The organism is Paenibacillus hodogayensis, assembly GCF_039536325.1.
Lineage (GTDB): Bacteria > Bacillota > Bacilli > Paenibacillales > NBRC-103111 > Paenibacillus_AB > Paenibacillus_AB hodogayensis.
The window spans coordinates 292,244-311,520 of the sequence record NZ_BAAAYO010000008.1 but is presented as its reverse complement, the minus strand read 5'-3'; the positions used below and the strand labels follow the sequence as shown (position 1 = coordinate 311,520).

General features: G+C 56.7%; 20 protein-coding genes. 16 read left to right on the top strand and 4 right to left on the bottom strand.

The annotated features are described in order from the left end of the window. Positions 1-53: 53 nt before the first annotated feature. Entirely contained in the window at positions 54-1,376 is a 1,323-nt protein-coding gene (locus ABD796_RS17245) for an ABC transporter substrate-binding protein (protein WP_344909696.1), read from the bottom strand. Positions 1,377-1,779: 403 nt separating this feature from the next. On the opposite strand from ABD796_RS17245, the gene ABD796_RS17240 reads away from it, so the two are divergent. From ABD796_RS17240 to ABD796_RS17230, 3 genes are all read left to right on the top strand, one after another. Next, positions 1,780-2,835, top strand: a complete 1,056-nt coding sequence (locus tag ABD796_RS17240) for a LacI family DNA-binding transcriptional regulator (protein WP_344909693.1) — start codon at positions 1,780-1,782, stop codon at positions 2,833-2,835. 477 nt (positions 2,836-3,312) lie between these two features. Next, a complete protein-coding gene (locus tag ABD796_RS17235; RefSeq protein WP_344909688.1) occupies positions 3,313-4,569 on the top strand; it encodes a DNA polymerase IV in 1,257 nt (418 codons plus the stop codon). Then, entirely contained in the window at positions 4,566-5,027 is a 462-nt protein-coding gene (locus ABD796_RS17230; protein WP_344909684.1) for a YhjD family protein, read from the top strand. Before ABD796_RS17235 ends, ABD796_RS17230 begins: the two co-directional genes overlap by 4 nt. Before the next feature lie 264 nt (positions 5,028-5,291). Here the strand turns inward: ABD796_RS17230 and ABD796_RS17225 are convergent, their stop codons facing one another. Continuing rightward, the gene (locus tag ABD796_RS17225; protein ID WP_344909680.1) at positions 5,292-5,483 is read right to left on the bottom strand and encodes a hypothetical protein; all 192 of its coding nucleotides are present in this window, start codon (positions 5,481-5,483) and stop codon (positions 5,292-5,294) included. A 501-nt stretch (positions 5,484-5,984) separates the two neighbouring features. On the opposite strand from ABD796_RS17225, the gene rsmD reads away from it, so the two are divergent. Further along, positions 5,985-6,566, top strand: coding sequence for a 16S rRNA (guanine(966)-N(2))-methyltransferase RsmD (gene rsmD / locus ABD796_RS17220; RefSeq protein ID WP_344909675.1), 582 nt, complete (start codon positions 5,985-5,987; stop codon positions 6,564-6,566). After that, on the top strand, positions 6,563-7,069 hold the full coding sequence (gene coaD / locus ABD796_RS17215; protein WP_344909670.1) for a pantetheine-phosphate adenylyltransferase: 507 nt from the start codon (positions 6,563-6,565) through the stop codon (positions 7,067-7,069). The genes rsmD and coaD overlap by 4 nt, the downstream gene beginning before the upstream one ends. An 11-nt stretch (positions 7,070-7,080) precedes the next feature. Here the strand turns inward: coaD and ABD796_RS17210 are convergent, their stop codons facing one another. Beyond that, on the bottom strand, positions 7,081-8,373 hold the full coding sequence (locus ABD796_RS17210; RefSeq protein ID WP_344909666.1) for a sporulation protein: 1,293 nt from the start codon (positions 8,371-8,373) through the stop codon (positions 7,081-7,083). 117 nt (positions 8,374-8,490) lie between these two features. Between ABD796_RS17210 and ABD796_RS17205 the strand changes: the two genes are divergently transcribed. Further along, positions 8,491-9,615, top strand: coding sequence for a SepM family pheromone-processing serine protease (locus tag ABD796_RS17205; RefSeq protein ID WP_344909661.1), 1,125 nt, complete (start codon positions 8,491-8,493; stop codon positions 9,613-9,615). A 14-nt stretch (positions 9,616-9,629) separates the two neighbouring features. Here the strand turns inward: ABD796_RS17205 and ABD796_RS17200 are convergent, their stop codons facing one another. After that, positions 9,630-10,940, bottom strand: a complete 1,311-nt coding sequence (locus ABD796_RS17200) for a tRNA(Met) cytidine acetate ligase (RefSeq protein ID WP_344909658.1) — start codon at positions 10,938-10,940, stop codon at positions 9,630-9,632. Between the two features lie 161 nt (positions 10,941-11,101). Between ABD796_RS17200 and ABD796_RS17195 the strand changes: the two genes are divergently transcribed. The 10 genes from ABD796_RS17195 to rnc all read left to right on the top strand — a co-directional run bounded on the left by ABD796_RS17195 (position 11,102) and on the right by rnc (position 19,160). Then, positions 11,102-11,611, top strand: coding sequence for a YceD family protein (locus tag ABD796_RS17195; RefSeq protein ID WP_344909653.1), 510 nt, complete (start codon positions 11,102-11,104; stop codon positions 11,609-11,611). A 30-nt stretch (positions 11,612-11,641) separates the two neighbouring features. Continuing rightward, entirely contained in the window at positions 11,642-11,815 is a 174-nt protein-coding gene (gene rpmF, locus ABD796_RS17190; RefSeq protein WP_344909649.1) for a 50S ribosomal protein L32, read from the top strand. Positions 11,816-12,121: 306 nt separating this feature from the next. Continuing rightward, entirely contained in the window at positions 12,122-12,718 is a 597-nt protein-coding gene (gene fapR / locus ABD796_RS17185) for a transcription factor FapR (RefSeq protein ID WP_344909644.1), read from the top strand. Next, entirely contained in the window at positions 12,702-13,703 is a 1,002-nt protein-coding gene (gene plsX / locus ABD796_RS17180; protein ID WP_344909640.1) for a phosphate acyltransferase PlsX, read from the top strand. Before fapR ends, plsX begins: the two co-directional genes overlap by 17 nt. A gap of 2 nt (positions 13,704-13,705) precedes the next feature. Beyond that, complete coding sequence (locus tag ABD796_RS17175; RefSeq protein WP_344910299.1) at positions 13,706-14,692, top strand: beta-ketoacyl-ACP synthase III; 987 nt, start codon at positions 13,706-13,708, stop codon at positions 14,690-14,692. A 39-nt stretch (positions 14,693-14,731) separates the two neighbouring features. Continuing rightward, positions 14,732-15,685, top strand: a complete 954-nt coding sequence (fabD, locus tag ABD796_RS17170; protein ID WP_344909636.1) for an ACP S-malonyltransferase — start codon at positions 14,732-14,734, stop codon at positions 15,683-15,685. A 16-nt stretch (positions 15,686-15,701) separates the two neighbouring features. Continuing rightward, on the top strand, positions 15,702-16,442 hold the full coding sequence (fabG, locus tag ABD796_RS17165; RefSeq protein WP_344909630.1) for a 3-oxoacyl-[acyl-carrier-protein] reductase: 741 nt from the start codon (positions 15,702-15,704) through the stop codon (positions 16,440-16,442). A gap of 107 nt (positions 16,443-16,549) precedes the next feature. Beyond that, positions 16,550-16,783 (top strand): acyl carrier protein, encoded by a 234-nt coding sequence (gene acpP / locus ABD796_RS17160; RefSeq protein WP_139604180.1) that lies wholly within the window; start codon positions 16,550-16,552, stop codon positions 16,781-16,783. Positions 16,784-17,113: 330 nt separating this feature from the next. Further along, on the top strand, positions 17,114-18,352 hold the full coding sequence (gene fabF, locus ABD796_RS17155) for a beta-ketoacyl-ACP synthase II (protein WP_344909620.1): 1,239 nt from the start codon (positions 17,114-17,116) through the stop codon (positions 18,350-18,352). Positions 18,353-18,452: 100 nt separating this feature from the next. After that, on the top strand, positions 18,453-19,160 hold the full coding sequence (gene rnc / locus ABD796_RS17150) for a ribonuclease III (RefSeq protein WP_344909616.1): 708 nt from the start codon (positions 18,453-18,455) through the stop codon (positions 19,158-19,160). Positions 19,161-19,277 lie beyond the last annotated feature (117 nt).

Here is a 19,277-nt window from a genome sequence, read left to right as displayed (position 1 = left end):
ACTGATATCGGTCCGGTTGCCATCAGGCAGGTGCGTTATTTCTTTGATGTTCCTTATTTGCTCAGTTCTTCCTTGATGACTTGCTGAGCTTCTTCTTCCATCAGCCGCATTGCGGTGTTCAGGTCGGCTTGACCGGCGAGAAGCGTGTTCAAATGCTTCGTGTATACAGAGCGCACTTTGTTGTCAAACTTGGTCAGCGGGGCCAGCTGCGTGAACGGATAGTACGTGATCGCCCCCCAGTTTTTGTCCGGGAAAGCCGACTCTTTGCCAAGCGCGTCCCTGACTTCTTTGCTTGTCGATGCCATCAGTTTGCCGGTCTTCGACATCTCAAGCTGATATTCGTTGGATGTCCAGAATTTGATGGCTTCCATTGCGGCATCCGGATTTTTTGAGAGCGAGGTGACGCCGAAATAAATCGGATTGGTGCGGGAGCCGACTTTGGGCGCATCCTTAAACACTGGCATCGCGACCATGTCCCAGTTCATGGCCTTCAGTTCGGCTTCGAACGCATTCGGAACGGAGGCCGTGAACAAAATCATTGCCAGCTCATGCTCCTTGCTGAACGATGCCCAGTTCGGAAGCTTCTTGGCAAGCGCGAACGTCTCGGTCATCACCGGATTGGCGAATACCGTCTGGAACAGCTTTTGCCAGCGCGGATCACTGTTGATCGACGGCTGATTCGTCTTGCCGTCCACAAACGGAGCCGGCAGCGAGCTCATGCCGACAAACTGGGCGGTGCCGTTCATGCCGAAGCCGTACACCTGACGTTCGCCGTCCGAGCGGGTCAGGCGTTTGGCCAGATCGAAGGTTTCTTCCCAAGTCAGTCCGTCCTTCGGATAAGGGACACCGAACTGGTCAAACAGCGTTTTGTTGTAGTAGACGAGCAAGCTGTTCAGCGTGACCGGGACCCCGTACAATTTGCCGCCGAACGCATCTTTGATGGATTGGACGGCTGTCGGCTCCAACTGGTTGAGATCGATCTGATGCTTGCGGGCGAGCTCCGTCATGTCGAACATGAGATTGAACTCTTCCAGTTTTTCTTCGAACGGGCCGCGGCCGTGGTAAAAAATATCGAATTTGGTGTTGCTGGCCAACATATCCGTCATGGTCGTTCCGCTGTTGGCCGCAGCCCGGATGTACTTCATTTTGATATGCGGGTATTTTTTTTGCAGCGGCTCGATATAGACGCGGTTGATCTCCTCTTCCGGGTCGCCCACGTCCGAATACAGCACGAGTTCTACTTCCTTGGGCGCAGTGGGCTGCTGCTTTTCGGATTGCCCTTGACTTTCCTTTGAGCCGCTGTTGCAAGCGGCCAAGGATACGGCAGCCGCAGCGGAAGCGAGCAGCAGACCGATTCGTTTGTATGAGTTGTGCATGGATGAACCTCCTGAGCAATGAAGATGATGGCAATGCCGAGAGCTTGCATGGACATGTCGGGCGCGTACAGGTGCCGACTCGCTGACCTCCGGATGCGGGTAAGCGCTAACACATCAGTGAAAACGCTATCTATAAACATCTCTGAAATACGATACGCATCTTCAGCTGCGAGCGCAGAACAAATGAAGCAATACCTCCTTTTCTCGTTTGCTGCTGCGGCACTTGGCCGCATACCCCCTGCACAGTTTGTCGACAAATTGATTCTATTTCATTTTAAATGTAAAAAAAGCTTTTCTTCTAGTTGAAAATTAGTTACATTTTAAATGGAGAGGTTCACAGTAACGGACAATTCAAGACGCGCGGCTTCGCCGCTTGAGGTGGGCGTGGAGGAGAGGATAAGCGGTGAGGAAAAGGAAAAGCATAACTTTGAGAGACTTGTCGAAGCAGTTGGGGTTGTCTGTGCATACCGTGTCCAAGGCATTACGCGGATTACCCGGCATGTCGGAGGATACGCGTAATGAAGTGATCCGGCGGGCTCAGGAGGCGGGCTACCGGACCAAGGATCAGGAGCGGGTTCATGCGATGGAGCGCGTGCCGCTCTATACCGCAGGCAAACCGTACCGGTTTGCGCTCATCATTCCGGACCGTTCGGTGGCGATGGAGATCAATCAACTCATTATCGGAGGCTTGCAGAGCAAACTAGCCGAATACGGGCATGCGATGGAGACGATTGTCGTCCCTTACGTTTTTCCGGAAGGCAGTAGCTACGACGAATGGGAGGCCCTGCATCCGCTGGATTACATGGACGGCCTGTTTATTGCGCCGATGGTCGGGCAGCTTCAGGAGAAACGCCTGCTGGCAAAGCGGGTGCCGCGCATTCTAATTAATTTTCCGGGGTCGGCAGCCGCGGTGGACAGCATTGCCTGGGATGTCGGGACGGCTGTTCACCAGTCGGTGCGTTATCTGCATGCCAACGGACACCGCAACATCATGTATGTGGGACGGATGGAGGGACATCGGGGGTTTGTCATCCGCTGGCAAGCGTTCGGGCAGGCGATGGCTGAGGCTGGACTGTCGTTCCGCCCGGAGGACCAGATGGTGGCCTACGACAATCAGTCGCAATGGAACACACAATTTATCGAGAAGCTGCGGCTTCATCAGCCGACGGCGTTACTGTGCGGAGTCAAAACCGACCTGGCCTGGATTTATCATGCGTGCAGCGTGGTGGGCAAGCGCATTCCCGAGGACATCTCGCTCATCAGTATGCATCATATGGAGGAGCCGCATATGCCCGAGCTGTCGCGACCGGTGATCCGCATTCGGGAAAGCGGCATAAGAGCAGCGGAGCGCATGCTCTGGCGTCTAGCCAATCCGCATCAGCCCTACGAGCATATTTTGTTGCAGGGCTCGTTCTTTGAAGGAGCTACGGTGCGTGTTCTTCCGGCAGAAGCTCCGTAAAGAGCTTGATGCCAATACGCCATCAATTCTTAATCTGTGGGTAAAGGCGCTTTAATTCGATGCTTGCATCGTCCGTCGTGAACTGCCCTGCCCGTCTACGCCCTTCTGGTCTTGATTAGGGTCGGGCTCAAGCCGGCAGTTCCTGAGCTAATTGGGAGAGGGAAGGATTCGTCGTCCCAAACACTGACTTGTCATCACACTAATTTCAATCTCGGCGATGTTCAATCCAACAATAGTAATCACTTTCTCATTAGGCGACAGGGAACGTATGGATGAAGAGGAAGAACGGTCCGGACGACCAAGAAAGCCTTTATATTGGAAGCAATCGAGGAAGAGTACAGCGCGAAAAGGAGCAAGAGGGCTACCCTCACTGCTCTTTTTTTTATCCCCAGACAAGTAATTTTTTTCATGTTGAATAAAAATCGCATTTACCTCTATAATAAGAACAGATGTTCGTATTTTGTTCGGAGGTGCCTTATGAAAAGGGAACGGGTGATTTTCCTTGCAGACTGCCAGTCATTCTACGCATCGGTGGAGAAGGCGGCTCATCCAGAGTATCACGATATGCCCGTTGCGGTTGGCGATCCATCCCGGCGTAGTGGCATCATATTGGCCGCCTGCCCGCTCGCGAAGGCGAGGGGAGTAACGACAGCGGAGCGCGTAAGCGGGGCTTTGGCAAAGTGTCCGGACCTTGTCGTTATCCGGCCGAGGATGCAGACGTATATTTCCATATCGTTGCTTATCTCGGAGATATACGAATCGATCACCGATCAGGTTGAGCCGTACAGCATCGACGAGCAGTTTTTGGACGTGACCGGGTCGCTCGCTGACTATGGATCAACGGAGGAGATCGTGCGCCAAATCCAGACGCGGGTGCAATTGGCGACGGGTGTTCGGTCGAGGGTCGGCATCGGCCCGACCAAAATACTCGCTAAAATGGCAACTGACAACTTTGCCAAAAAAAGTCCCGACGGCATGTACCGGCTGGACAGCGACAACATGTCCGACTTATGGGAGCTGCCCGTGCATCAGATGTTTATGGTCGCAAGCCGCATGACCGTCCATTTTACGAGGATGGGATTATCGACGATCGGAGCGATCGCCCGTCTCGATCTGGGAGACTTTAAACGGATGATGCGCCGAGAGATGGGCAAGCAGAGCGATATTCAGGCGGAGTATTATTGGCAGACTGCCAGGGGTATCGATCCGAGCCCGGTGGTCAACGGCATCCGAAGTCAGATTAAAGTGATCAATTGCGGGCGGGCGCTTAAGTGGGGGATGTATAAAACGTTTGCCGAGATTGAGCCGATCATGCTGGAGCTGGTGATCGAGGTCTGCCGACGCGCCCGTCGACAAGGGTATATGGGACGGGTCGTCGGGGTCGGAGCTGCCGAAACGGATGGGGACCGATCGTCAGGATTCGGCCGGCAGGTAACGTTACGCACCCCCAGTTATTTGCCGCATGAGGTGGGCGCCGCCGTACACCGTCTATTTATGGAGCATTGGCAACGTATGCCGCTCACGCGTCTTCATATCACACTCACCGACCTTTCCCATGATGATGTGTACCAACTGGACCTGTTTGACGACCGCGAACGCCATATCCGACGCGAGCGGGCCGTCGATACGATAAAAGAGCGCTACGGATCGGCAGCAATCATACGGGCGTCGTCGCTTCTGGAGACGGGGCAGGCACGTGAGAGAGCCGTACAAATCGGAGGTCATTGGGCATGAGCAAATTGGATGCTAACGGACGATGGGAGTCAAAAATGGCGCTTCCCGAGCACATCGAGCAATACGAGGCTCGCGGAGACAAAAAGGCTACGCACCCGACGACCGAAGAGTTGACGATGATCCGGGACTATGTTCTGTTGCCTCACATGCTAACTATGGTCCAGCGAAGCATTGATGATATCAAAAACTCGACAAATATCTTGAAACGGCTCTACTTGCTGTCGGCCGAGGTAGTCATGAGCAGTATAAACAGGGACTTGTACGATTTGAGGCGGGAGTTGTCGCGCAGAAGTATTAAGATACACGGTGACGAGCAGGTGGACATGGTCGTTTATTATCGTTATGTTTGCCGGGGCTATGAGGAGCGTATAGGGATAGTGAGAGAAGTGATGCGATCGGAGATAAGCATGAGACTTGCCAAGTACGTTTCGGAGGTTGTTCATAAAATTAAAGGGTAAGTCCAGCCAATGTAAAAAGGAACAGATTTGGGGTTTACCCCGCTGTTCCTTTTTTTGTTTTTACAGATTGGAGTGTATCGATTACAGAAATTATTATTACGCTAACAAATACTACATAACAACGTTATTGATCTCGTTCAAAGGAATTGTCCGTAGTTGTTGTATGATCTTAGCCTTGTTGTTGCCATACCTCGACATTCAGGCCATTATGCATAGCGACCTGCAGGTGATGGGATGATTGGAGCACGTAGCCGTGGACAAGCTTCAGATGTTCGCCTCCGGATAGTCGGCTTTCAGCGCTTCTACCGTTTCGTACTTGGCAGTCTCAAATACGAGCTTCGCCGGCCCCTTCTCTGTCCGATCTTTGACGATATGGCCATAGACCTTACCAGCCAGCGCGGGAAATACGAACATCGTTTTATCAGGCTCGTTGGCGAGTTTATATTTTTCGATCATGCGACAACCCCCTCCCGAAAGAACAATTCGTCATATGGAGGGTAATCCCTGCTTCATGTCTGATGGTGTATTTAGGAAGTATGGGCACAAAAAAAACCGCCACCCACAAGGGATGACGGCTGAATAGTCTCGAGGCCCTATTGCTAGGGCCCCTCATGGGAGAGGAGAAACCGGACGAAGAGCTTATGGGGAAACGTAAGTCTTCTCCGCGGTTGTCTACGACATTGGTTGGATGTCGATATCTACAATATGTCCGGATTTGGAAAAACCTATACATGCGCTGCGTAAAATTTTGTGGTTTATTTGCAGAATGTGATACGATAGCAGCAGCAAAGGCGCTTTCGGCGCAGGTCAACGAAACGCGGAGCAGGAGCGGTTTTGCGAGAGCGGAACGCCTGTTGCGCTGCTCGTTTATGTACCATGCGAAGCACAGGGTACATGCCCCGCCGAAAAAAGCCTGACAGACATCATACAGTTGCACGAGAGGAACGGGGGACGACGGTGAGAGTCATTTCCGGGTCGGCCAGAGGCAGGCCGTTAAAGGCCGTGCCGGGCATGGGAACGAGGCCGACGACAGATAAAGTGAAGGAAGCTATTTTCAGCATGATCGGGCCGTATTTTGCCGGGGGGAGCGCGCTCGATTTGTTCGCCGGCACCGGCGGACTCGGCATCGAAGCGTTGAGCCGGGGGATCGAGTCGGCGGTTTTCGTCGATGCGGACAAGCGCAGCGTAGACGTGGTTCGGGCAAATCTGCAGGCAGCCCGCTTGGAACAGCAAGCCGAGGTGTACCGGAACGACGCGGTTAGAGCCTTGAAGGTGCTTGGCAAGCGGGAGACCCGCTTCGATCTCGTCTTTCTGGATCCGCCTTACAAGATGACGGCCATACCCGAGCTGATCGGGACGATGCTTGAGATGGAGCTGCTGGCGGAGAAGGCCACGGTCGTCGTGGAGCACGATGCCGCCAACGCGTTCGGCGAACGGATCGGGGATTTGGATCGCATCAAACATACGGATTACGGGGAGACCGCCATATCCATATATCGCCGCAGCGTGCGGCAAGCCGATGAGGAGATGGAAGCATGAGCGAGAACAAGCACGATTATACGATTGCGGTCTACCCGGGCAGCTTCGATCCGGTCACGTTTGGGCATCTCGACATTATTCACCGGGCCGCCAAAGTGTTCGATAAGGTAATCGTTGCGGTGCTCAACAACAGCAAAAAAAATCCGCTCTTCACGGTCGAAGAACGGTCGAAGCTGCTGGAAGAAGCGACCCGCGGCGTTCCGAACGTGGAAGTGGACAGCTTCGGGGGACTGCTGATCAACTATGTGGTGGAAAAGAAAGCAAACGTCATCGTCAAAGGGCTGCGCGCGATCTCCGATTTTGAATCGGAAATGCAAATGGCTTCGTTGAATCATAAGCTGAACGATAACGTGGAAACCTTCTTTATGATGACAAGTCCGCAATACTCGTATTTAAGCTCCAGCATCGTCAAGGAAATCGCCCGTTACAACGGCCCGGTAGCCGACCTGGTCCCCATCGAGGTGGAAAATGCGCTGCGCGAGAAGCTCGGCGACGAACAGTAGGCCGGATGTCCTTAACGGGCCGTGCGGCCGGGTCTGAACCAGAGCGATATTAGAAGGGACAACAGCATGACGGCGGCCAGGCCGATTCCGAGCCCCGCGAACCGTTCCGGTATGGCGCTCCAGGAGGACCACGCCGATAGGAAGGGTGCTTCCGCACCGCTCGAGCCGTTAGCGTATCCGCCCAGAAAGCTCGGCTCCGCCTTCTGCATCCAGGTCGAAAGCGGCCGGTACAGCGCAAACGTCATGACGACCGCTATCCCGGCATGAATAGTGCGGGACAGCAAGAAGCGACGATATCGAAGGTCGGTATGGCGAATGGCCGTCTTTACTTGCAAATGGACGGCCAGCCCGCTCCAGGCCAAAGCGGCCCCGATCAAGGCGGTCGTGACGGCGCCCGGGGCGGCCAAGTGGCTGAGCCGATTCGTGCCGATATGAAGCTCCAGCATCCCCGAGAGAAGGCTGCGCACCGTATCGAGCGGGGCTGCGGCTTCCGGTGCCAGGACGGAAGCAAGCCGGGCCAGCAGCGGGCCGATTCCGATCGTATCCAGAACGCCGAGCAGGACGGAGAATACGATCATGGTCCCCCCGATCATCATCAGCGTTTGAATGGCGCCGGTTACGGAGTCGCCGAGTAGCTTGCCCAACGAACGCCCATCCTCCAGACGGGCCCGGTGCATGTCCGTCAGCGCGCGGACGAAGACGGATTTGGGCTTATTGCCGGTTCGCGACGGTGTTTTCGCGCCCGTGCCGTCGGACGGATGGGTTGGCGGGCGAGAGCCTAACGGACGCAGCAGAAGCCCCATTGCAAGAGCGGAGCTGTAATGGACAATAGCGATGATGACCCCGGTCTCGACGCTGTGCATAAAACCGGCGCCGATAACGGTCAATATGAAAAAAGGGCTGGCCACGTGGGAGAGCGCGACGATGCGTTCTCCTTCTTCCCGGCTGACGAGGTTGTCCCGCCGCAGCTTGCCGGCCGCCTCGGCTCCGGCGGGCAGGCCGGCTATGGCTCCAAGCGCGATAGCCCAGCCGCCGCAGCCGGGGATGCGGAACAGCAGCCGGGTCAGCGGCTCCAGCAAGGTCCCTATGGCGCGAACGGCCCCGAATCCGCCGAGCAGCTCGCTCAGCATCAGGAAGGGGAGTAGCGAGGGGAAGACGATGTTCCACCATACCGTCAGTCCGCCGAGCGAAGCCTGAAAAGCGCGTTCCGGAAACAACAAAATCGAGAGCACCAGCAAGGCCGTCAGCATCGCAAGCGCGACCGTATACTCGCGGCTTCTTGCGTGAAACATCCCGAGCCGCATTCGGCATCCCTCCAGACAAATCGATCAGTGGTACATGTTTACGCGCGGAGGATGCGCTTTAGACCAAGCCTGACAGCCTGCGGCAGCCATGCAACAGCACGGAAGGAGCGAATACGCATGATCGACAGTCGTCGAAGAGAACATACGAAACGGATATGGACGCGCGGTTTTCTGTCCTCGTTCCTGATTACCCTTGCGCTGGCTTACGCTTTTTATTTCATACCGGTGCCGTACTACATTTATAAGCCGGGAACGGCGGAGGAGCTCAAACCGATGGTGCAGGTGGCCGGAGGGGACGAGGAGGAGAAGGGTGCTTTCATGCTGACGACCGTTTCGATGGGCCGTTCCAGCATTTTTAGCTATATCGCCGCGAAGCTAAGCTCGAACGCGGAAATCCGCAAAAAACAGGATGTGCTGAGAGGCAGCTCCGAGGAAGAATATTCGACGCGTCAGGAGTATGTGATGCTCGATTCGCAAAGCAGCTCGATTCAAGCGGCCTACAAGCAGGCCGGCATCCCCTTTACGATCGATTCGCGCGGCGTTATCGTCATGCAAACGGTGAAAGGCTACCCGGCCTACGACATTTTGCACCCCGGTGACCAGATCTTGCAGGTCGGCGGCAAGCCGATCGTCAAGCATGAGGACATTCTGACCGAGCTGAAGCCGCGGAAAGCGGATGAAACGGTCGAGGTGACCGTCAAACGCGGCAAAACGGAGAAAAAGCTGGCCATCACGTTAAAAGACTTGAGCGCGATCGACAAGGAGAACGGCAAAGAGCCCGATCCGTCGGGCGTCAGCCGCATCGGTTTCGGTATATCTACAGCCGAGCTGCTCGAGATCGCTCCCAGCCAGGGAGATAAGAAGGTGACGATCGATGCGGGGGAAATCGGCGGACCGTCGGCCGGACTGCTGTTCTCGCTGGAAATCTTCAACCAGCTGACCCCCGGCGACTTGTCCAAAGGGTACCGGATCGCCGGAACGGGTACCATCGATCCGGGCGGAAACGTATGTTCCATCGGTGGCATCCGGCAAAAAATCGTAGCTGCCGACCGCGAAAAGGCGGATATTTTCTTCGCGCCGGCGGACCGCAAAAAAGGCGAATGCAACCTGGCGGCCGACGTGCCCAACGCCTCCGATGCCGCCGACCAAGCGAAGAAGATCGGGACCGGCATGAAGGTCGTGCCGATCGCTACGATGGACGAGGCGGTTCGTTATCTGGAAGGCTTGAAGCCGAAAACTTGACCGGAAACCGGTCGTTAGCCAAGCCGGACGGGGGGCTCGGCATAATCGCGGAACAGATCCGCCTGGGCAGGATGGGGAAAGGCGGAAGCGTGCACCGTGGACGCCCGGATGTCCAGATCGAGGTACGGGTGCCGCAGCGAAGCCGCCTTGACGACCACAGGAACGGAGGCGGTTCGGCGCATGGACTTCAATAGCTGCTGCCCTACGGGAGAAAAGCCGAGCACGCGCAAATAGGGGACGCCCTCGCCGAGCCGCTCGGGAGAGAGCGGCTCTTTGCGGTGGTTGAGCAGCAGACGGGTCAACAAGCGCTGCAGCTTCGTTCGGGTGTACCGTTTCGTTTTCAACGCCTGAACAAGCTGCTCGAACCGTTCGCCTTCTTCGGGACGAACCGTGGCGAGAGAGCGCGCCAGACGGTGTTCGAGACCTTCGGCGACTTCTCCGAAGGCGGCAAGCTCCGACGGAGGCGTCACCGCGATGCGGGCAAACAGCGGGTCGTACAGCGCCTCCCAACGCACCGGACCGCGCCCGGCCGCAAGCTCGCGGCGCAAAATGCGCAGCGTGTAATCCGGGACGAACGGCTCCAGAGCGCCGACATCCGCTTGACCGGCCAGCAGCTTGCGCAGGGCGGTTGCGCTGGCGATCCGCTCGTCGGTAATGTCGGTCTGGCTATAGCCGGATTTGTGGCGACGAATCGTATAAGGGCGCATCCGTCCTTGCAGACGCTCCAACGCGAGCAGGTAGTGGAGCCCGAGCGTATTGTTCGGCTGCGCCAGCCATTCCTCGTCTCCCTGCCCGGCGAGCAGACGTCCGGCGGCAGCGGCGTATGCGGCGGGATAGCTCATTCCGCTTTTGAGTCGGTCCCTGATCGAGTCGCGGAACCGAGACGAAGCGGGAGCCGGGAGTTCCGAAGCGGAATCGTCGGAGTCGTCCAGGCTCGTCTGCACGGAGATGCGGCTCCCGTCGTGTGCGTGCAGCTCGCGGGCCGCCGAGCGAAGAAGATCGAGGTCGCCGCTTTCGCTGCCGAAGCAGAAGGCGTCGACGACGCCGGTCGCCTCGAGCGCGGATACCGCGCCGAAAGCGAACCATTCCGCCGGCTGGGCGGAGAAGGCGACGGGCAGCTCGATGACCAGATCGGCGCCCATATGGAGCGCCATCTCCGCGCGGGCCCATTTGCTGACGAGCGCCGGCTCGCCCCTTTGGAGGAAGCTGCCGCTCATGACGGCGACGACGGCATCGGCTTCTGATACAATTTTACTTTGCCGGAAATGATAAACGTGACCGTTATGCAACGGGTTATATTCGACGATAATGCCTACCGTTCTCAAATGGCAGCGCTCCTTTGATCAAGGATCGCCCGGGGAAATGCCGACGTGATCCAACTTGACGGCTTCCCGGGTGGATAATCCTACTATATCATGCGTTGAAAATGTTGACAAAGCGGGAACGGAATCGCTATAATAGACTATGTTTGTTTGGAGTGATTAACGTGCATGTAAACATTCGGGATCTGGTCTCCAAATCCGGACAGGTCCGTCGCGACGAAGACCGCGATATTGGGCTTCTGCTTCAAGAGAATAGCGATATAGTGCGTGCTGAACCGCTACATATCGCGCTGCATGTGGCTGCCGTCGATCAAGTCGTCGAGGCCGCCGGGCTGCTGGAGCTGCCCGCCGAATTTGTTTGCTCGCGCTGCCTGAGCCATTACGGACAGCGGCTGGCTATTCCGTTTCGGGAAAGGTTTACGCGCGACAAAAGCTACTCGGGTGTAGACGAAGACGATCTGCACGTGATCGATGAAGAGGTCGTCGATGTGATGCCGTTTATCGAAGAAACCGTTCTGCTCGGCTTGCCTTACATTCCGTTATGTACGCCCGAATGCAAAGGCTTGAACCCGGAGACGGGGGCGAATCTCAATATCGATCCCGCAGCCATTCCGGAAGCGCGTATCGATCCGCGATTGGCCGTGTTGCAGCAGTTGCTGGACAAAAAGCAATGATTTCTAAAGCATGATGAAGGAGGTGGGAATATGGCAGTTCCTTTTCGGAGAACTTCGAAAACAACCCGCGACAAACGCCGTACTCACTTTAAATTGTCCGTACCGGGTATGGTTAAATGCGACAACTGCGGAGAGCTGAAGCTCTCTCACCGCGTATGCAAAGTATGCGGCACTTACAAGAACAGAGAGATCGTCAAGTCTTAATTAAACAAACGACGCATGAAAGGGCACTTCATTCAGCTGAGGTGCCCTTTTCTTGTTGAGCGCCGTCCTCCTGCTTCACAGCGTGCTTGACGCGCACAACGAGCGAAAGGTCCCCGCAGCCTCGATTTGCCGCCGATTTTTAACAATACGACTGCTCCTGCGTTTGGGGAGATGCACCCTTTCTTTTTAGGACGGAATATTCTATACTAACATTTAGTACCTGGTAATAATCGATAAGGTCGATTCATATAACGCAAATGAGCGAGTTCGCGCAGATCGGAAAGGCGGTGGCCCGAAATCGAAAGAATGCCAAAACGTCAACGCCAGCAACAGCTGGCCAAAGAGCTAGACCAAAACCCGTTCGTTACGGATGAGGAGCTTACCCGCATTTTTAAAGTAAGCATCCAGACCATTCGTCTCGACCGGCTCGAGCTTGGCATTCCGGAGCTGAGGGAGCGCCTGAAACTGATGGCCGAGCGTACGTACGACCAAGTCCGTTCGTTGCCGATTCATGAGGTTATCGGGGATGTCATCGATTTGCAGTTGGACAAGAGCGGGATCTCGATGTTCGAGCTGAGGGAGGAGCACGTATTCTCCCGTACGAAAATTGCCCGGGGACACCATATTTTTTCGCAGGCGAATTCGTTGGCCATCGCTGTCGTCAACAACGAGATGGCGTTGACCGCCGCCGCGGATATCCGGTTTATTCGACCGGTCAAGCTGGGGGAGAAATGCATTGCCAAGGCGTATGTGCGTTCGATCTCCGGGCAGAAGGGCAAAGCGAAGGTGGAAGTGTTCACCTATGTCGGGGAGGAAACGGTATTTCACGGCAACTTCCTGATTTACCGGTTTGCCAATGAATTGAGTGAAAGAGGGGAAGAGCTGCATGCGAATCGCGATTGATGCCATGGGCGGGGACCATGGCCCAGCGATGACGGTGGCGGGAGCGCTGCTGGCGGCTAAGGAGTGGAGCGATGTCGAGATCGTCCTGGTCGGGGACGAGGGGAAAATAACCGGTCATTTGTCCGGGGGAACGCTGCCGGCCAACGTCAAGATTTTGCACGCCGCGGACGTGATCGCCGCGGACGACGAGCCTGCGCGCGCGGTGCGTCGCAAGAAGGACGCTTCGATGGTCGTGGCCGGCCGGCTGATCCGCGAAGGCGAAGCCGATGCGATGATATCCGCCGGCAATACCGGCGCGCTGATGGCGACGGGCTTGCTCGTCGTCGGCCGAATCGACGGCATCGAGCGGCCGGCGCTGGCGCCGATGCTGCCGACGATGGACGGAAGCGGGTTTTTGGCGCTCGATCTCGGCGCCAACATGGATTCGACGCCGGACAACCTGCTGCAGTACGCGATCATGGGCAGCATTTACCGCAATAAGGTGAACGGGCTTCCCAAGCCCCGCGTCGGCTTGCTGAACGTCGGTACGGAAGCGGGGAAGGGCAACGAACTGACCAAAGCGGCTTATCCTTTGCTGGAGCAGGCACCGATCCATTTCGTCGGCAATGTGGAGGCGAGGGAGGTGCTGCACGGCAATTGCGATGTGCTCGTGTGCGACGGATTTGCCGGCAACATCTTGCTGAAGTCGATGGAGGGAACGGCGGAATTCGTGTTCAAAGCGCTCAAAACCGAATTTACCCGTTCGTTTATGAGCAAGCTGGCCGCTGCCATCCTGAAACCCGGGCTGTCCGCCTTTAAGAAAAAAATGGATTACAGCGAGCATGGAGCCGCTCCGTTGCTGGGCATCAACGGCCTGATGCTGAAATGTCACGGACCTTCGGACGCCAATGCTTTTAAAAATGCGGTTAGACAAGCACGCATCGCTCTGTCGAACGGTTTGGTCGGGGCGATTTCCACGGAAACCAGCAGGAAGCGAGATGGATGAGGATGAACGGAATACCGGTTGGCATTTTGGGAACCGGCATGTATGTGCCGGAACGCGTATTGACGAACAAAGACTTGGAGAAGATGGTCGAGACGAGCGACGAGTGGATCGTCAGCCGTACGGGCATGAGCGAGCGGCGCATCGCTTCGGCGGAGCAGGCGTCCTCCGATCTGGCTTATGAGGCGGCGCTGGAAGCGCTCCGGCAAGCGAATCTGGCTCCGCAGGAGCTGGATCTAATCATCGTGGCCACGGTAACCCCGGATATGTCGTTCCCTTCCACGGCCTGTATCGTGCAAAGCCGGCTCGGCGCCAAGAAGGCGGCGGCGTTCGACTTGTCGGCGGCGTGCTCGGGCTTTATTTACGGCTTGGCTAACGCGACGGGGCTGATCGCAGGCGGCATGTACCGCAACGCGCTTGTCATCGGCGCGGAATGCTTGTCCAAAATTACCGATTATACGGACCGGAACACATGCATCCTGTTCGGAGATGGGGCGGGCGCGGTTGTGCTGGGCGAAGTGCCGCAGGGACGCGGTTTCCAATCGTTCGAGTTGGGCGCGGACGGCTCCGGCGGCGAGCTGCTGAAGGCGAGCGGAGGCGGTTCCCGTCATCCGATCAGCCCGGAACTGTTCGACTCCAAATCGCAATTCATCTACATGGCGGGCAAGGAAGTATTCAAATTCGCCGTCAAAATAATGGGAAGCGCGGCCGAGGAAGCGCTGCGCAAGGCCGGTATCGACAAAAGCGAGATCGACCTGCTTATTCCGCACCAAGCCAACATCCGCATTATTCAATCCGCGCTGGAGCGGCTGGAGCTTCCGGAAGACAAGTGCATGATCAACCTGAACAAGTACGGCAACGTATCGGCGGCCTCGATCCCGATCGCGTTGGCCGAGGCAGTCAGGGAAAACCGCATCCGGGAAGGCGACAAGCTGTTGTTCGTCGGCTTCGGGGGCGGCTTGACCTGGGGCTCTTCCGTGCTTGTCTGGTAAGCTTTTTCCACCTTTTACGTTAGCAAGGAGGATTGCACGATGACGCGTATCGCGTTTGTATTTCCCGGCCAAGGCGCTCAAGCCGTAGGCATGGGACAAGACTTTTACGAAGCGTCCGCAAGCGCCAAAGCCCGGTTCGACCAGGCTGACGAGGCGCTCGGTTTCAAGCTGTCCGATCTTATCTTTCATGGCCCCGAGCAGGATTTGAAAAAAACCGCGAATACGCAGCCGGCGTTGCTCGCGACAAGCATCGCGATTCTCGAGGCTGTCAAGGAGTTGGGCGTCGAACCTGATTTCGTGGCCGGCCACAGTCTCGGCGAATATTGCGCGCTGGTGGCGGCGGACGTGATGAGCTTCGAGGACGCCGTGCGCACGGTTCGCTCCCGCGGAGAGTTCATGGAGCAGGCGGTTCCGAACGGCGAAGGCGGGATGGCCGCCGTGCTCGGCGCGGATCGCGAGCAGTTGGCCGGACTTTGCCGGTCCGTAACCGAAGAGGCCGGCGTCGTCGAGATGGCCAACATCAACTGCCCGGGACAGATCGTTGTGTCGGGCAGCGCCGAGGGCGTGCAGAAGCTGGCGGAGCGGGGCAAGGAAGCCGGGGCGAAGCGGGTGATTCCGCTGGAAGTCAGCGGACCTTTCCATTCGTCCCTGATGCAGCCTGCGGCGGACCGTCTGGCCGGCGTTCTGGCGGACGTTCCCATGCGGGATGCGAGCATTCCGGTCGTGGCCAACGTCACGGCCGACTCGGTGCTGCAAGCGGAACAAATCCGCCGCCTGCTGGTGGACCAGGTCGTCTCCCCGGTATTATGGGAAGACAGCGTAGCCTGGATGATCGCCCAAGGCGTCGAAACGTTTGTGGAGATCGGCTCCGGCACCGTGCTGGCCGGTCTGATCAAAAAGATCGACAAGCAGGTGCAGGTCGTCTCGATCAACAGCCGCGAGGCTTTGGACAAATTCGCTGCCGATTTGCAGGCGGTGCGGTCCTCATCTTGATAGTGGAGGGATTGCGATGCTGGAAGGAAAAGTAGCTCTCGTTACGGGAGCGTCCCGGGGGATCGGGCGGGCGATCGCGATCGTGCTGGCCGAAGCCGGCGCCGACGTCGTCGTCAACTACGCGGGCAGCGAACAGGCGGCCGAAGAGGTTGTGCGCCATATCGAAGGCTTGGGCCGCCGCTCGTTCAAGGTCAAAGCCGACGTCGCTTCCGCGGCCGAGGTGGACGAGATGGTCAAGCAAACGCTGGACCGTTTCGGTAAAATCGATATCATGGTCAACAATGCGGGCATTACGCGCGACAATTTGATCATGCGCATGAAAGAGGACGAGTTCGATCAGGTCATCGCCACGAATCTGAAGGGCGTATTCAACTGTATTAAAGCGGTGACGCGTCCGATGATGAAGCAGCGCTCCGGCAAGATCATCAACATCTCCTCCGTCGTAGGCGTGCTCGGCAACGCCGGCCAGGCGAACTATGTCGCGGCCAAAGCCGGGGTTATCGGCTTGACGAAGTCGGCTGCAAGAGAGCTGGCGTCCCGCAATATCGCCGTCAACGCGGTCGCTCCCGGCTTTATCGAGACGGATATGACCGACAAGCTGACGGCGGAGACGCGCGAGCAGATGCTCCAGCAAATTCCGTTCGCCAGACTCGGCCAGCCGGAAGATATCGCCCGCGTGGTCCGTTTCTTGGCTTCCGACGATTCGTCGTACATGACGGGTCAGACGATCCATGTAGACGGCGGCATGTATATGTAAAAAGCGCGTCGAATCCTGAAGGACCTTGTCGGGCGCGGGAGCCTGTCGCAAGAGGTATGGCAATTTGTTTTCTTTTCTCGTATAATACCATGGAGGAGGTGAACGGGATGTCCGATATTTTTGACCGTGTGAAGCGCATCGTGGTCGATCGCTTGGGGGTAGAAGAGTCTGAAGTTGCCCTTGAAGCATCGTTTAAAGACGATTTGGGTGCAGATTCCCTCGACGTAGTCGAATTGGTTATGGAGTTGGAAGACGAGTTCGATTTGGAAATTTCCGACGAAGATGCTGAGAAGATTACAAGCGTTGGAGAGGTTGTTGAATACATAAAGTCTCATACCTAAGAGCTTTCCTTAGGAAAGCTCACTTCGGAAGCATAGGCTAAGCTTTCCGTAGGAAAGCTTGCTACGGAAGCACAGGCTGAGCTTTCCTTAGGAAAGCTCACTTCGGAAGCACAGGTTGAGCTTTCTGTAAGCAAGCTTGCTTCGCAAGCGCAGGTTCCGCTTCCGCAAGAAAGCAGAGCCCCTAATCACAAACTAGCGTTTCAAAGTCCCGTTTTCTTGTCTGAAACGGGACTTCTCCTCCTTTAATGCGCAAACGATGTCTCCGGCCGCAGGTCTGGAGCTTCCCAATAAAGCATACTATTAGCCGTCATGTCGAAGAGGTGGGAACTGATGAAACGAAGAGTCGTCATTACCGGTATGGGCGTCATGTCTTCTTTGGGTCACGAATTGGAAACGTTCTGGAACAATCTGATGGCAGGCAAGTCCGGCGTCTCGGTTATCGAGTCGTTCGATACGAGCGATTATACGACTCATATCGCCGCAGAGATCCACGATTTCAATCCGGAAGACTATATCGACAAAAAAGAAGCACGACGCATGGATCGGTTCGTTCAATTCGCGGTTGCGGCCAGCCAACTGGCGGTCAAGAACGCAAAGCTCGACATCGGTCAGGACACCGACCCCGAACGGTGCGGAGTTTACGTCGGTTCAGGAATCGGCGGGCTCGGGACCTGGGAAGAGCAGCATAAAATTTTGCTGGAAAAAGGGCCGAAGCGGGTAAGCCCGTTCTTTATCCCGATGATGATCGCCAACATGGCGTCGGGGCAAATCTCGATGATTTTCGGCGCGAAGGGCCCGAACAGCACGGCGGTTACCGCCTGTGCGACGGGAACGCACTCGATCGGCGATTCGTATAAGCTGATCCAACGCAACGAAGCGGACGTTATGATCTGCGGAGGAGCGGAAGCGACGATCCGTCCGACAGGTATGGCCGGCTTCTGTGCGCTGCGTGCCATGTCGACGCGCAACGACGAGCCGGAGAAGGCCAGCCGTCCGTTCGATACGGGTCGCGACGGTTTCGTAATGGGTGAAGGGGCAGGGATTCTCATCTTGGAGGAACTGGAACACGCCCAGAAACGCGGGGCGCATATTTATGCGGAAGTGATCGGCTACGGGATGTCCGGAGACGCCTACCACATGACCGATCCGGACCCGGACGGCGCGGCGCGCTGTATGTCGCGGGCGATCCGCGACGCCGGCATTGAGCCGTCGGAGATCGACTACATCAATGCGCACGGGACGTCGACACCGGTCGGCGACCGTTCCGAGACGACGGCGATCAAGAAGGCGCTCGGGGATCATGCTTACAAAGTGGCGGTCAGCTCGACCAAATCGATGACAGGCCATCTGCTTGGCGCCGCCGGCGGCGTAGAAGCCGTCATTACCGGATTAACGCTCGAACGCGGCAAAATTGCTCCGACAATCAATCTGGATAACCAGGATCCGGAATGCGATCTCGACTATGTGCCGAATGTACCGAGAGAGGCGAACGTCAACATCGCGATGTCCAACTCGTTCGGCTTTGGAGGCCACAACGCGACGATCATCTTGAAGCGTTTCTCGGAATAAGGCTTCCGGGCGTGCCGGATGCGGACAGCGAGACGGGGTACGGACGGCACGTGCGGGCGAATCCTACTATCGGGATCGAAACGATGGGTGGTGGATTTCGTTGAAATCATTGAAAAAACTGCAAGTGGAGCTGGATATCCAGTTCCGCAAGCCTCATTTGCTGAAGCAGGCGTTTACCCATTCGTCGTACGTGAACGAACAACGCTCGACCGAAACGCAGGATAACGAACGGCTGGAGTTTCTCGGGGATGCGGTGCTGCAAGTAACGGTATCGGAATACTTGTACCATACATACCCGAACCGGCCCGAAGGCGAACTGACGAAGCATCGGGCGTCGATCGTCTGCGAACCATCGCTCGTCCAGTTCGCCGAACGACTGGACTTCGGCTCATGCGTGTTTCTCGGCAAGGGCGAAGAACTGACTGGCGGCCGGACGAGACCTGCTTTGCTGGCCGATGTATTCGAATCGTTCGTCGGGGCGTTGTACCTCGACCAGGGAATCGAGGCGGTTCGGGCATTCCTGGACAAGCATCTGTTCCCTTACTTGGTCAAGGATGCGATGCTGCAGGCGGGCGACTTCAAGACAAAGCTGCAGGAGCATACGCAGCAGCGCGGGATGGGTACGGTGGAATACCGGATCGTCGAGGAGCGCGGGCCGGCGCACGACCGGGTGTTCGTCTCCGAGGTATGGCTGGACGAACGGATGCTCGGTTCAGGCACGGGACGCTCCAAGAAAGATGCCGAGCAGCAGGCGGCTTCGCAGGCGCTTGCGCGGCTGAACGCGTCTCACAAAAACGAGCGGGCCTAAACAGCCTGCGTCACGGGAAACGAAGTCGGTTTGCAGCCGGCACAGGAGAGCGGCGGAAGCCGCTCTTTCTTGTGGAACAGCAACATCGTACCGGCGGGATGAAGGCTTGACGGAGCC